This window comes from Bradyrhizobium sp. dw_78 (assembly GCF_018449525.1).
GTDB lineage: Bacteria > Pseudomonadota > Alphaproteobacteria > Rhizobiales > Xanthobacteraceae > Bradyrhizobium.
In genome coordinates this window covers 180,010-193,363 of the sequence record NZ_JAAVUS010000004.1, presented here as the reverse complement: position 1 = coordinate 193,363, position 13,354 = coordinate 180,010, and the positions used below count along the sequence as shown (strand labels likewise).

General features: G+C 63.1%; 14 protein-coding genes. 12 read left to right on the top strand and 2 right to left on the bottom strand.

Going from position 1 to position 13,354, the window contains the following annotated elements; translation table 11 throughout:
* Positions 1–213: 213 nt before the first annotated feature.
* Complete coding sequence (locus tag HB630_RS12755) at positions 214–762, bottom strand: RDD family protein (RefSeq protein ID WP_213772607.1); 549 nt, start codon at positions 760–762, stop codon at positions 214–216.
* 242 nt (positions 763–1,004) lie between these two features.
* Positions 1,005–2,066: a porphobilinogen synthase gene (hemB, locus tag HB630_RS12750; protein ID WP_213772606.1), complete on the bottom strand. Its 1,062-nt coding sequence runs from the start codon at positions 2,064–2,066 to the stop codon at positions 1,005–1,007.
* Between the two features lie 271 nt (positions 2,067–2,337).
* Between hemB and HB630_RS12745 the strand changes: the two genes are divergently transcribed.
* The 12 genes from HB630_RS12745 (at position 2,338) to HB630_RS12690 (ending at position 13,354) form a co-directional block, all read left to right on the top strand.
* The gene (locus tag HB630_RS12745) at positions 2,338–2,757 is read left to right on the top strand and encodes a DUF6163 family protein (protein WP_213772605.1); all 420 of its coding nucleotides are present in this window, start codon (positions 2,338–2,340) and stop codon (positions 2,755–2,757) included.
* Between the two features lie 448 nt (positions 2,758–3,205).
* Complete coding sequence (locus tag HB630_RS12740) at positions 3,206–3,721, top strand: MarR family winged helix-turn-helix transcriptional regulator (RefSeq protein ID WP_213772604.1); 516 nt, start codon at positions 3,206–3,208, stop codon at positions 3,719–3,721.
* Positions 3,722–4,021: 300 nt separating this feature from the next.
* Positions 4,022–4,249, top strand: coding sequence for a hypothetical protein (locus HB630_RS12735; RefSeq protein WP_213772603.1), 228 nt, complete (start codon positions 4,022–4,024; stop codon positions 4,247–4,249).
* 20 nt (positions 4,250–4,269) lie between these two features.
* Positions 4,270–4,491 carry a hypothetical protein gene (locus HB630_RS12730; protein ID WP_213772602.1) on the top strand — a complete coding sequence of 74 codons (222 nt, stop codon included), beginning with the start codon at positions 4,270–4,272 and terminating at the stop codon, positions 4,489–4,491.
* Between the two features lie 860 nt (positions 4,492–5,351).
* Positions 5,352–6,659 carry a serine hydroxymethyltransferase gene (gene glyA / locus HB630_RS12725; RefSeq protein ID WP_213772601.1) on the top strand — a complete coding sequence of 436 codons (1,308 nt, stop codon included), beginning with the start codon at positions 5,352–5,354 and terminating at the stop codon, positions 6,657–6,659.
* A gap of 14 nt (positions 6,660–6,673) precedes the next feature.
* Positions 6,674–7,156 (top strand): transcriptional regulator NrdR, encoded by a 483-nt coding sequence (gene nrdR / locus HB630_RS12720; RefSeq protein ID WP_213772600.1) that lies wholly within the window; start codon positions 6,674–6,676, stop codon positions 7,154–7,156.
* Positions 7,153–8,307 carry a bifunctional diaminohydroxyphosphoribosylaminopyrimidine deaminase/5-amino-6-(5-phosphoribosylamino)uracil reductase RibD gene (gene ribD / locus HB630_RS12715; protein WP_213772599.1) on the top strand — a complete coding sequence of 385 codons (1,155 nt, stop codon included), beginning with the start codon at positions 7,153–7,155 and terminating at the stop codon, positions 8,305–8,307. Before nrdR ends, ribD begins: the two co-directional genes overlap by 4 nt.
* Complete coding sequence (locus HB630_RS12710; RefSeq protein ID WP_213772598.1) at positions 8,307–8,915, top strand: riboflavin synthase; 609 nt, start codon at positions 8,307–8,309, stop codon at positions 8,913–8,915. Before ribD ends, HB630_RS12710 begins: the two co-directional genes overlap by 1 nt.
* Positions 8,916–9,039: 124 nt before the next feature.
* Positions 9,040–9,531: a 6,7-dimethyl-8-ribityllumazine synthase gene (gene ribH / locus HB630_RS12705; protein WP_213772597.1), complete on the top strand. Its 492-nt coding sequence runs from the start codon at positions 9,040–9,042 to the stop codon at positions 9,529–9,531.
* 2 nt (positions 9,532–9,533) lie between these two features.
* Entirely contained in the window at positions 9,534–10,031 is a 498-nt protein-coding gene (nusB, locus tag HB630_RS12700; RefSeq protein ID WP_213772596.1) for a transcription antitermination factor NusB, read from the top strand.
* Entirely contained in the window at positions 10,024–11,022 is a 999-nt protein-coding gene (gene thiL, locus HB630_RS12695; protein WP_213772595.1) for a thiamine-phosphate kinase, read from the top strand. Before nusB ends, thiL begins: the two co-directional genes overlap by 8 nt.
* 211 nt (positions 11,023–11,233) lie before the next feature.
* A complete protein-coding gene (locus tag HB630_RS12690) occupies positions 11,234–13,354 on the top strand; it encodes a sodium-translocating pyrophosphatase (protein ID WP_213772594.1) in 2,121 nt (706 codons plus the stop codon).

Sequence of the window (13,354 nt, the reverse complement as noted above, 5' to 3'; positions counted from 1 at the left end):
CAGCAAGAGAGAATTTCTGAACCCAAATCATATTAGAACCTAAATCTTTCCAGTCTCCTTTTGAATCCGAACTTCGCTAGACCGAATTTCGCCAGGGCGATCGCCGCAACGAGGAGCAAACTTCGGAGCAGGAAACTGAAAGCGCAGCATCGCGCTGTCGTGGGGAATGGTCAATCAATTTACGGGCCGCGACATCCGGTCCGGCAGGTTCGCTCAGAACGTCCGCGCCGGCTGCGGTATCGGGACACGAACCGAGCTGTTGATGATGACGGTTCCCAGAATGATGTCGTGCAGCAGGCGCCGGCGGCCGTTGAACAGCCCGATCAGCAGCACCAACGGCGTCAGGAACGATACCGACACCCAGAACAGCAGGGCGTGGGCGGCGCCCAGCACGAAATAGCTGGGGGCGCCGTACCAGGTGCGCATCTCCAGATCCATCACCCGCATACCGAGCGTCGCCGAATGCGGCCCGCCGAGCGAAGAGCCGTAATAGACCAGCGCCCAGATCACCGAAGCCGGCGACACCAGCCAGAACAGCGCCCAGCCGAGCCCGAGCGTGATCAGGCCGAACACGGCGATGAAGATGCAGGCCAGGATCACCGGGACGGACAGCACGATCAGGTCGATCAGGAACGCGAAAACCCGCCGCGTCAACACGCCGCGAAACAATTCCGGCTGCATCCAGGGATCGAAGGCATGCGGCGAAACCCCGCCGTCACGACGCCACGCGCCGCCGCTACGATCCGAACCGCTGTAAGACATGTTCAGTCCTCCAAGAGGAAGCCTCTTTCACCGCGAGGACATGGCAATCGCCCATCTACTTGCAAGGCCTCGCTGCCATGACGAAGCGCAATATTCTGGCGATTCCGCGGCTTCTTCCCGTCATTGCGAGAAGCCTAAGGGTCGGCGCGGAGCGCCGCCCGATGATAGGCTCCGCGTGCCCACCTCTCAAAACCCGATCAGCCCGTATGGTGGGACTCGGCGCAAATGCGCTTTTGCCGGCCCTACGACTCCCGCTTCAGTTTTTCCGCCGCCTGTGGCGCGAAATAGGTGAGGATGCCGTCGGCGCCGGCGCGCTTGAATGCCACCAAGCTTTCCATCATCGCACGCTCGCCGTCGATCCAGCCATTGCCCGCCGCGCCCGCGATCATCGCGTATTCGCCGGACACCTGATAGACGAAGGTCGGCATCGCGAAGGTGTCTTTGACCCGGCGCACGATGTCGAGATAGGGCATGCCGGGCTTGACCATCACCATGTCGGCGCCTTCGGCGATATCGAGTTCGACCTCGCGCAAGGCCTCGTCGGAATTGGCGCTGTCCATCTGATAGGTGCGCTTGTCGCCGGTCAGCGTCTTCGCCGAGCCGATGGCGTCGCGGAACGGGCCATAGAAGGCGGAGGCATATTTCGCCGCATAGGCCATGATCTGCACGTCGAGGAACCCGGCGGTGTCCAGCGCCTCGCGGATGGCGCCGACGCGGCCATCCATCATGTCGGACGGCGCGATGATGTCGCAGCCGGCTTCCGCCTGCACCAGCGCCTGGCGCACCAGGACCGCCACGGTCTCGTCGTTGAGGATCCGGCCGTCCTCGATCAGCCCGTCATGGCCGTGGCTGGTGAAGGGATCGAGCGCCACGTCGCAGAGCATGCCGAGATCGGGGAATTCCTTCTTGATCGCGCGGACCGACTGGCAGACCAGATTGTCGGGATTGACGGCTTCAGAACCCTGCTCGTCGCGCAGCGAAGGCTCGGTGTAGGGGAACAGCGCAAGGCAGGGGATGTTCAGTTTCACCGCGCGCTCGGCCTCGCGCACCGCCTGATCGACGCTGAGCCGGTCCACGCCGGGCATCGAGGCCACGGCGGCGCGCTGGTTGTGGCCGCCGACCACGAAAAGCGGCCAGATCAGATCGTTTGTGGTCAGGACATTTTCCCGCACCAGGCGGCGCGCCCATTCGGCCTTGCGGTTGCGGCGGAGACGGACCGTCAGATCGAGCGGGGAGGCGGCGATGGCGGCTTTCTGCCGCGGCGCGTCGCGCACTTCGATGGGACGCCCAAATTTGATCGCCATAGCCGAATACTCCTGAAAGCGGCAGGCCAGTTCTGCGGACCGGATTTGCCGACCGATTTTGATCGATTTTAATCTAGCACCTTGCGCGGACGGCGTCACCGCAAGGCAGCCCGGATCTGACGCCCAATTGATTTCACCGTCCCGCCGGGCCAAGACTGCGCCCGGAGCGACTCTTCGTCATCGAGCAAGAGGCATCAGGCCAATTCTTTTCGCAAAATGGACGCCGTTTCACACGCCTGAGGCCCCATCCCGCGACCCTTCGCGGGATGCGATGTCGGTTGCGGCGATTTCGTCCGAACGGATCGAACCGGACGACAGCGTCTGGACCCGGAGGCTGGTGCTTTTCCTGCGCATCATGGCGATGATCTCGATCGCCGAAGGCCTCTACCATTGGGCGGAGGTCACGGGGTTCGTCGGCAGCGAGGACGAGGCGTTCGAAAACCAGAGCATGGCCTGGCAAACCGCAACCGTGTATTTCGCGGTGATCGAGCTTGTCGCTGCCGTCGGATTGTGGCTGGCGACGCCGTGGGGCGCGGTGGTCTGGCTCACCACCATCGTCTCGATGGCGGTGATCGAACTGATGTTCCCCGCAATCTATGGCGGCAGCCTGGTCGTGGTGGTGTTCGAAGCCCTGACGCTGGCAGCCTATCTGGCGCTGGCCTGGATGGCGGCGCGCGAACGGCCGCCATAAAGCGTTTTCGAGCGACGGCCCGCCCCGGAAGAGCCTGCGCCGGACCTGGAAGCGGGGGATACCGGTCGGCGTGAAGAAAGCGCGTCGGGAAGGATTGGGCAAATCCAAGTTTGCAGTGCGCAATTTTCCGCAAATTTTTCCGGTAACCTTTCAGTCACCCTGACACGGTTGCCATACCTGTTACGCGGACGTTTCCAATTTGAATGATGCTGTTTCCATATGCGACAAGTCGCACATACGAAGCGTGAACATCGCGCTTCCACCGTCAATGAAAAGTTGCAAAAAGCCCTTGTGCCAAGGGCTTAATCCGCTATTCACTGTCTTAAATTCACGATCTCTTTATTGTCTTATTTAAGCTGATCTTCAAACCGGCCCCTTAAGTTGAACCTATCAGGCGGGACAAAAGTTTCGTCGAATAAGTCGATAAAACGACAACAGGGGAAGTGTCATGATCAAAGCCGTTGCCACGGCGGTGGAAACCGCTGAGCGCGCTTCCGGCCAAGCTCCGGTGCAGTCGCTCTATCTTGAAGCGTTGACTCTGGTTGAGCGGCTGCACCGCCGCCTGCTGGATGTCATCAAGGATGAATTCGATCGCCGTGGTCGCGCGGACATCAATTCGGTGCAGGCGCTTCTGCTCTACAATATCGGCGACAAGGAACTGACCGCGGGCGAATTGCGCACGCGCGGTTACTACCTCGGCTCCAACGTTTCCTACAATTTGAAGAAGCTGGTCGAACTGGGCTTCCTCGATCATCAGCGTTCGCGCGTTGATCGCCGCTCGGTCCGTATCCGCCTGACGCCGCAGGGCCAGGAAATCCGCCGTATCGTCGAGGCGCTCTATCAGAAGCACGTCAAGACGGTGGAGCAGGTCGGCGGCATCTCGAACGAGGAGTTCGCGACCCTGAACAAGTCGCTGCACCGGCTCGAGCGGTTCTGGACCGACCAGATCCTGTACCGGCTCTGAGACCGGCGAGAACGGCCAAGCCGGCGTCCTAAGAGCATGATCCGGAAAAGTGGAATCCGGTTTTCCGAAGAGATCATGCTCAAATAAAAAAGATAGAGCTCGATGACTATTCGAAGAAAAGTCATCGAGCTCTAAAAGACCGGTGGCCCAGGTTTTTACAAGATGCTTCCCGAAAAGCGCACCGGGTTCCGATCCGGGGCGCTTTATTTTTTGGTTTTCGGCATCGCAAAAAATTGGCGTTCCGGAACGGAACCTATTTTCGGTCCCGGCTTTGTTTTTCCGTATCGGAGGACCGAAGCGATGCTGGTCGATCAGGGAATGCAGGTAATAGACGTCGGGGTGGTCGGCGATGCCTATGCCATCGCCTCGAACTATCTGCGCAAGACCGGCGCGATCCCCGCCGACGGTATTGTCCCCAACGACCGGCTGCTCCAGCTCATCGTCGGCATGTTTCACCGCGGCGAATCCAACAGGATCAAGCTCGCCAACAAGGCGATCGCGAAATTCGAAGCCGCGCTGCTTCCTTGAACCACAGCCCAGAGGATATCATGGAAGCTGCGATCGACCGCATCATGCAGACCTATGTGCTGCTGGTAAATTGCTCCGCCGCCGCCAGCGGGGAGGCGCGCGCCAAGGTAACGGAATATGTCTCGACGCTGTTCGAGGCCGGTGAAAAGGATCCGCATCGCCTCGCGGTGTGCGGCCTGACTTACTTACGCGAACGCGACGGCAGCACCGACCCGGTGAAGGCAGGCTTTACGGGGCTGTGAAAAATCTGGTCGTGCCGCGCCCTGGGTCTGCTTCGGCGGGCCTGCTGTCGCGGCCGGCTCGTTGTTCCATATCCGGTGATTTGCCTGTCCAGCCCTCTTCTTAAAAATATTTCCGTTCCGGCCCGACCCAAATCAACTTAACAACCCTCGCCATCCCGCACCCGCAAGAGGGGCGTATCGCGATCGTCACGGACGTTGGGCGCGGGAAGCGGTGGACGCGGCAGCGGCGAGAGACGAACGCCGGTGAACGCGGACGGCGAAGCCGTGTGGTCCTGACGCCCCGACGCTGGCGTCAAGTTGGTGATGATGCTTCGCATTGCACTGATGACGGTGACAATAAAGCCCGGTCACCGGGGAGAGCGCGGAGTAAGCCGTTAAAACCATTGCGCAGGGAAGGCCGGGCTGTCCCGGTGTACCTGTGGTGACGAACTCGTGTGCTTATCTATTTTGCACGCGAGGCTGCGGGTGCAACGGCCACCCGGCCTTCCCCGCGCCCTCATTTGAGGGGCGCGCTGCGCCCTCTGTTTTCGGGCGAGCGATTGCCGCATGACTCGGGCGTGTTGCGCTGCGGGAAGGTGGATGCTTGTGCGTAAACCTGGGGCCGAAAGGCATTCCTCCATTCCAGTCCCTGCCAGCGAAACCACCGGTTGTTCCGACTTTGATCCGGCCCGTCCGTACAGGCCGGTAATCCCTGGCAATATCCGGCACCCCCACCATATCTTGCATAAATATCGGGCTGTACCGCAATCGCTTGGCCATTTCCGGGCGATGTGGTAATTCCAGCGAACCAGCTTTTCGACCGCCACAAATGACCGCCCGCAACGCCTTTAACAGGCTGCGGCGGTGGGGATATTTCGCCTATGAGCTCTTCTGCCAGTGTCAAAACCACTTCAGCGCCCGACTCGTTCTTTACCGCCCCGCTTAACGAAGCCGATCCCGAGATCGCGGCTGCGATCAAGGGCGAACTGGGCCGGGAGCGGCACGAGATCGAACTGATCGCTTCGGAGAACATCGTCAGCCGCGCGGTGCTGGAAGCGCAGGGTTCGGTGCTGACCAACAAATACGCCGAGGGCTATCCGGGCCACCGTTATTACGGCGGCTGTGAATGGGTCGACGTGGTGGAGACGCTGGCGATCGATCGCGCCAAGAAATTGTTCGGCGCACAATTCGCCAATGTGCAGCCCAATTCCGGCAGTCAGATGAACCAGGCGGTATTCCTGGCGCTGCTGCAACCCGGCGATACCTTCATGGGTCTCGATCTCGCCGCCGGCGGCCATCTCACCCACGGTTCGCCCGTCAACATGTCCGGCAAATGGTTCAAGGCCTCGCACTATACGGTGCGGCGCGAGGACCAGATCATCGACATGGATGCGGTGGCGAAGCAGGCCGAACAGGTCAAGCCGAAGCTGATCATCGCCGGCGGATCGGCCTATTCGCGCGCCTGGGATTTCAAGCGCTTCCGCGAAATCGCCGACAGTGTCGGGGCCTATTTCCTGGTCGACATGGCGCATTTCGCGGGGCTCGTCGCCGGCGGCGTCCACGCCTCGCCGGTGCCGCACGCCCATGTCACCACCACCACCACGCACAAGTCGCTGCGCGGCCCCCGTGGCGGGCTCATTCTCTGCAACGATGAGGCGCTGGCCAAGAAGCTGAATTCGGCGATCTTCCCGGGCATGCAAGGCGGACCCTTGATGCATGTGATCGCGGCCAAGGCGGTCGCATTCGCCGAAGCGCTGCGCCCAGAGTTCAAAATCTACGCCAAGAATGTGGTCGAGAATGCCAAGGCGCTGGCGGAAGCGATGCGCGCCCAGGGCTTCGACATTGTGTCGGGCGGCACTGACAACCATTTGATGCTGGTGGACCTCAGGCCGAAGGGCCTGAAGGGCAACGTCTCGGAAAAGGCGCTGGTGCGCGCCGCCATCACCTGCAACAAGAACGGCATTCCCTTCGATCCGGAAAAGCCGTTCGTCACCTCGGGCCTGCGTCTGGGAGCGCCGGCCGCGACCACGCGCGGTTTCGGCGTCGCCGAATTCAAGCAGGTGGCCGGCATGATCGCCGAAGTGCTCAACGCGATTTCGCAATCGCAGGACGGGCAGGCGCCGCTGGTCGAGGCTGCGATCAAGGAACGGGTCAAGGCGCTCACCGACCGCTTCCCGATCTATCAGTGAAGGGGTGACGCCGGATGCGCTGTCCGAGTTGCAACAGCCTCGATACGCAGGTGAAGGACTCGCGTCCGACCGAGGACTCTTCCGTCATCCGGCGCCGGCGCGTCTGCATCGCGTGCAATTTCCGCTTCACCACCTTCGAGCGCGTGCAATTGCGCGAGCTCACCGTGATCAAGCGCAACGGCCGCCGCGTCCCGTTCGACCGCGACAAGCTGGTGCGCTCGCTGCAAATCTCCCTGCGCAAGCGGCCGGTCGATTCCGAGCGGGTCGAGAGGATGGTCTCGACGATCGTGCGCGAGCTCGAGAGCGGCGGCGAGGCCGAGATCTCGTCGGAGGCGATCGGCGAAATCGTGATGGAGCATCTGCGCCAGCTCGACGACGTCGCCTATGTCCGCTTCGCTTCCGTTTATCGCAATTTTCGCGAGGCAAAGGATTTCGAAACCGTGCTCGGCGAACTCTCCGGCGAGGAAGACCAGCGGCCGGTCCTGTTGCGCAAATGATCTTCCGCATCCCGGAAGACCGGCTCGCGGAAAAATCCAGGCCGCCGAAAGCCGCCGACCAGCGTTTCATGCAGCTTGCGCTGACGCTGGGCCGGCGCGGGCAGGGGCGGACCTGGCCCAATCCCGCCGTCGGCGCGGTCGTGGTCAAGGACGGTATCATCGTCGGTCGCGGCTGGACTCAACCTGGCGGCCGTCCCCATGCCGAGCCGGAGGCGCTCAAGCGCGCCGGCGAGGCCGCGCGCGGCGCCACGCTCTATGTGACGCTGGAGCCGTGCTCGCATTTCGGCAAATCGCCGCCTTGCGTCGACGCCATCATCTCAGCCGGTATCGCGCGCGTGGTCTCCGCGATCGAAGACCCCAATCCGGAAGTGGCCGGGCAAGGCCATGCCCGGCTGCGCGCCGCCGGCATCGCGGTCGATATCGGGCTCGGTGCGGCCGAGGCGGCGCATGATCATGCCGGGCATTTCCGGCGCATCCGCGACAAGCGCCCCCATGTCATCCTGAAGCTCGCGGTGTCGCAAGACGACAGGATCGGTGCCGCCGGTGGCAGGCCGGTCGCCGTCACCGGCGAAACCGCGCGGGCGCGGGTGCATCTGTTGCGCGCGCAATGCGACGCCGTTCTGACCGGCATTGGAACCGTGCTGGCCGACGATCCGCTTCTGACCTGCCGCCTGCCGGGCATGGAAGCGCGCTCGCCGGTGCGGGTGGTGCTGGATCGCGCGCTGCGCCTGCCGGGCACCAGCAAGCTCGTGCATTCCGCGCGCGAGATACCGCTATGGGTCATGACGTCGGAACTCGCCGAAGCCCCCGCCGCCGCCAAACTTGGCGCGGCCGGCGCTCAAATAATCCGCATTGCCGCCACGAGCGCATCGCCGCCCGGGCTCGATCTCGCAGCCGTGCTGAGCGCGTTGGCCGAGAAAGGTATTACGCGGTTGCTGGTGGAAGCCGGCGCCAGGGTCGCGTCGTCCTTTGTCGCCGCTGGCCTCGCCGATGAGTTCTGGCTGCTGCGCGGGCCTCGGGCGATCGGCGCCGACGGCATCGCCGCGCTGGACGCATTGCCGCTCACGGCCGTCACCCAGTCGCCGGCGTTTCGGGTTCGTGCTAGCGAAAAGCTGGATGAGGATACATTGACCATCTACGGGCGCGCCTAATGTTTACCGGCATTGTCACCGATATCGGCGAGATCACCGCCTTGACGCCAACGCGGCAGGGCCAGTTGCACCGGATGCGCATCGCCTGCCGTTACGATCGCGCCACCATCGCGGATGGCGCCTCGATCGCCTGCAACGGCGTTTGCCTGACCGTGGTTGCCTCGGGCGTCGAGCAGGGCAGGACCTGGTTCGAGGTCGATGCCGCCGCCGAAACGCTCGCCATGACCACCGCCAGGCACTGGCAGGCCGGCACCCGGCTCAATCTCGAGCGGGCGCTGAAGATCGGCGACGAACTGGGCGGCCATATCGTCGCCGGTCACGCCGATGGCATTGCCACCATCGTCCGGCGCGACGATCTGACCGACATGGCGCGGTTCGAGCTGCGAACCACGCGCGAACTGGCGCGTTTCGTCGCGATCAAGGGCTCGATCACGCTGGACGGCGTGTCGCTGACCGTGAATACGGTCGAAGACGTGGTGTTTTCGGTGCTGATCATTCCGCATACGCTCAATGTCACGATGCTCGGTGGCTGGCGTGCCGGCGGTGAGGTCAATATCGAGGTCGATCTGATGGCGCGCTACGCCGCGCGGCTGTCGGAAATGAAGTAGGTTTGGAATAGAAATAGGCTTGGACAATAAATGTGTCATACGCGGGCTTGACCCGCGTATCCATCCTCTTAACAAGATGGATTGCCGGGTCGAGCCCGGCAATGACGTTTTTGGATAACAATTGATGGCAGACGCACGGCGCGCACCGTTAAAAGACCAGACCGACATTTCAGGCGCGCGCGCGCTGATCGTCGAGGCGCGCTTCTATGACGACATCCAGGATGCCCTGATGGAAGGCGCGGTCTCGGAACTGAAAGCCGCGGGCCTCACCCATGACGTGATCACGGTTCCCGGCGCGCTCGAAATTCCGGCGGCGGTGGCGATCGCGCTCGATGCGGCCGCGGGCCGCGGCAAGCCTTATGACGCCGTGATCGCGCTGGGCTGCGTGGTGCGCGGCGACACCATCCATTTCGAGATTGTCTCGATGGAGTCCTCGCGTGCGCTGATGGACCTGGCGGTAGCCCGGAAAATTCCGCTCGGCAACGGCATCATCACCGTCAACACCGACGCGCAGGCCTGGGCGAGGGCGCGCGCCAGCGAACTCGACAAGGGCGGCGACGCGGCGCGGGCGGCGCTGGCGATGCTGCGGATCAAGCGCCGGCTGGCAAAGACCTGATCATGGCCGATAACCCGAACAAAGCTGTGAAAGCCCCGGAAAAGAAGGCCAACCGGCGCGGCGCCGCGCGGCTCGCGGCGGTGCAGGCGCTGTATCAGATGGATATTGCAGGCGCCGGCCTCAACGACATCTTCGCCGAATTCGAAAGCCATTGGCTCGGCAACGAGGTCGAAGGCGACACATACCTGCCGGCGGAGGCGGCGTTCTTCCGCGACGTCGTCTCCGGCGTGGTGCGCGATCAGACCAAGCTCGATCCGTTGATCGACGAGGCGCTCTCCAAAGGCTGGCCGCTGAAGCGGATCGACGCCATCCTGCGTGCGGTCCTGCGCGCCGGTTCATATGAACTGGAGCATCGCAAGGATGTTCCCGCACGCGTCGTCGTATCCGAATATGTCGATGTCGCGCACGCCTTCGTCGAAAAGGACGAGACCGGCATGGTGAACGCGGTGCTCGACCAGATCGCACGCCAGTTCCGCGCCGACGAGTTCGTTCGTGGCTAGCGTGCGGCACGCATCCGGCGAAGACTCGCTGATCGCGCGCTATTTCAAGCCGATTGCGACCGATCCCGGCGCGTTCGCACTCAATGACGATGCGGCGGCGCTGAAGGCATCAGACGACGATATCGTGGTAACGACGGACGCCATTATAGAAGGCGTTCATTTCCTGCCGGGCGATCCGCCCGGCACGCTGGCGCGCAAGGCGCTGCGGGTCAATCTCTCGGATCTCGCGGCGAAGGGCGCTGCGCCGGCGGGCTTTGTGCTGACGCTGGCGTTGCGCGCGGCCGATGAAGCCTGGCTCAGTTCCTTTGCCTCGGCACTCGGCGAGGACGCGCGGCAATTCGGCTGTCCGCTGCTTGGCGGCGATACGGTTTCCACGCCGGGTCCGTTGATGATCTCGGTGACCGCGTTTGGACGCATCGCACCGGACCGGATGGTGCATCGCAGCGGCGCGCAGCCCGGCGACCGTGTCGTGGTGACGGGCACAATTGGGGACGCTGCGCTGGGGCTCGCGGTTCTGAAAGGCGGTCCGGTTGCCACCGCGCTTGCCGGCGACGCAGCCGCCCATGAAATGCTCGCCGGGCGTTATCGCGTGCCGCAGCCGCGCAACGCCCTGGCGAACGCCGTCCGTGATTTCGCCACCGCGGCGATGGACGTCTCCGACGGTCTTGCCGGCGATCTCGCCAAGCTCTGCGAGGCGTCCGGCGTGTCGGCAGCCGTCAACGTCGTCGATATCCCGTTATCGGTTCCTGCGGCCGGCTTGCTCGCGCGCGGCATCGTCGGCGTTGAAGCCCTGATCACCGGCGGGGATGATTACGAGATTTTATGCGCGATCCCGGAGAGCCGTTTTGAGGCCTTCGTCCGGGCGGCTGCGGTTGCGGCGGTGCCGGTGACCTCGATCGGCGTCATTCAAGCGGGCTCCGCGGCTGCGAGATTTATCGACGCCGAGGGCCAGGAATTGGCGCTGCAACGCCTGTCCTACAGTCATTTCTAGGATTCCGGCGAAAACGGCAGTCTCCTCGGCAGAACCTTTCGAAAATCGATGGGTTTAATCTTTGGCGCACATTGCGCGGTGGTTGTGATTTTGGCATGGTTTCGCACGATTTGGGGGCGCCCTTTATAGACGGATAAGCCCCCATTAAATGTGCTCACCGCTGTTGCGGGAAGGGCGCGGGGGAAAACATCAGGGATCCGAGGCAAATTCCATGACAGCATTATGGGTGATTGTGCTCTGCGGGGCGCTGTCCATTCTTTACGCGATCTGGGCCACGACATCGGTTTTGAAAGCGGACGCCGGCAGTCCGCGAATGCAGGAAATTGCGGCGGCGGTGCGCGAAGGCGCGCAGGCCTATCTCAAGCGCCAATACACCACGATCGGTCTGGTCGGCATCGTGATCTTCGCGCTGCTCGCCTACTTCCTCGGCGCACTGGTCGCGATCGGCTTTGCGATCGGCGCGATCCTGTCGGGCGCCGCCGGCTTCATCGGCATGAACGTCTCGGTCCGCGCCAATGTGCGCACCGCGCAGGCCGCCATCACGTCGCTCGCGGGCGGGCTCGAGCTTGCGTTCAAGGCCGGTGCGATCACCGGGATGCTCGTCGCCGGTCTGGCGCTGCTCGGCGTCACCATCTATTTCGCCGTTCTCACCCATATTCTGAATCTGCCGCCGAACAGCCGCACCGTTGTCGACGCGATGGTCGCGCTCGGCTTCGGCGCGTCGCTGATTTCGATCTTCGCGCGCCTCGGCGGCGGCATTTTCACCAAGGGCGCCGACGTCGGCGGTGATCTCGTCGGCAAGGTCGAAGCCGGCATTCCCGAGGACGATCCGCGCAACCCGGCCACCATCGCCGATAATGTCGGCGACAATGTCGGCGATTGCGCCGGCATGGCGGCCGACCTGTTCGAGACCTATGCGGTGACTGCGGTCGCCACCATGGTCCTTGCCGCGATCTTCTTCGCCAAATCGCCGCTGCTCGCCAACATGATGACGCTGCCGCTCGCGATCGGCGGCATCTGCATCATCACCTCGATCATCGGCACTTTCTTCGTCAAGCTCGGCGCCAGCCAGTCGATCATGGGGGCGCTCTACAAGGGGTTGATCGCAACCGGCATCCTGTCGCTCGTGGGTGTCGCGGGCGCGATCTACTGGCTGGTCGGCTTCGACAAGCTCGCCGGCGTCGACTACACCGGCATGGCGCTGTTCGAGTGCGGCGTCGTCGGTCTCGTGGTCACCGGCCTGATCATCTGGATCACCGAATATTATACCGGCACCGACTATCGCCCGGTGAAGTCGATCGCAGCCGCTTCGGTCACCGGTCACGGTACCAACGTGATCCAGGGCCTCGCGATCTCGATGGAATCGACCGCCCTGCCGGCGCTCGTCATCATCGCCGGCATCCTCGTCACCTACAGCCTGGCCGGCCTGTTCGGCATCGCGATTGCGACCACAACCATGCTGGCGCTGGCCGGCATGATCGTCGCGCTCGACGCCTTCGGCCCGGTGACCGACAACGCCGGCGGCATCGCCGAGATGGCCGGCCTGCCGAAGGAGGTGCGCAAATCGACCGACGCGCTGGACGCGGTCGGCAACACCACCAAGGCGGTCACCAAGGGTTACGCGATCGGCTCGGCCGGCCTTGGCGCGCTGGTGCTGTTTGCGGCCTACAATCAGGATCTCAAATTCTTTATTGGAGACTCTGCCAACCATCCCTATTTTGCCGGCGTCAATCCGGACTTCTCGCTTAACAATCCCTATGTGGTTGTCGGCCTCTTGTTCGGCGGCCTGCTGCCATATCTATTCGGTGCGATGGGCATGACCGCGGTCGGCCGCGCGGCCGGCGCGATCGTCGAGGAAGTGCGGCGTCAATTCCGCGAGAAGCCCGGCATCATGCAGGGCACCGACAAGCCCGATTACGGCAAGGCGGTCGACTTGCTCACCAAGGCCGCGATCAAGGAAATGATCATTCCGTCGCTGTTGCCGGTGTTGTCGCCGATCGTCGTCTACTTCCTGATCTACGTGATCGCCGGCGGCGGCGCGGCCGGCAAGTCGGCCGCGTTCTCGGCGGTGGGGGCGATGCTGTTGGGCGTGATCGTGACCGGCCTGTTCGTGGCGATCTCGATGACCTCGGGCGGCGGCGCCTGGGACAACGCCAAGAAATACATCGAAGACGGCCATTACGGCGGCAAGGGCTCCGACGCCCATAAGGCGGCGGTCACCGGCGATACCGTCGGCGATCCCTACAAGGATACGGCGGGTCCTGCCGTCAACCCGATGATCAAGATCACCAACATCGTGGCGCTGCTGCTGCTGGCGATCCTTGCGCGCTGA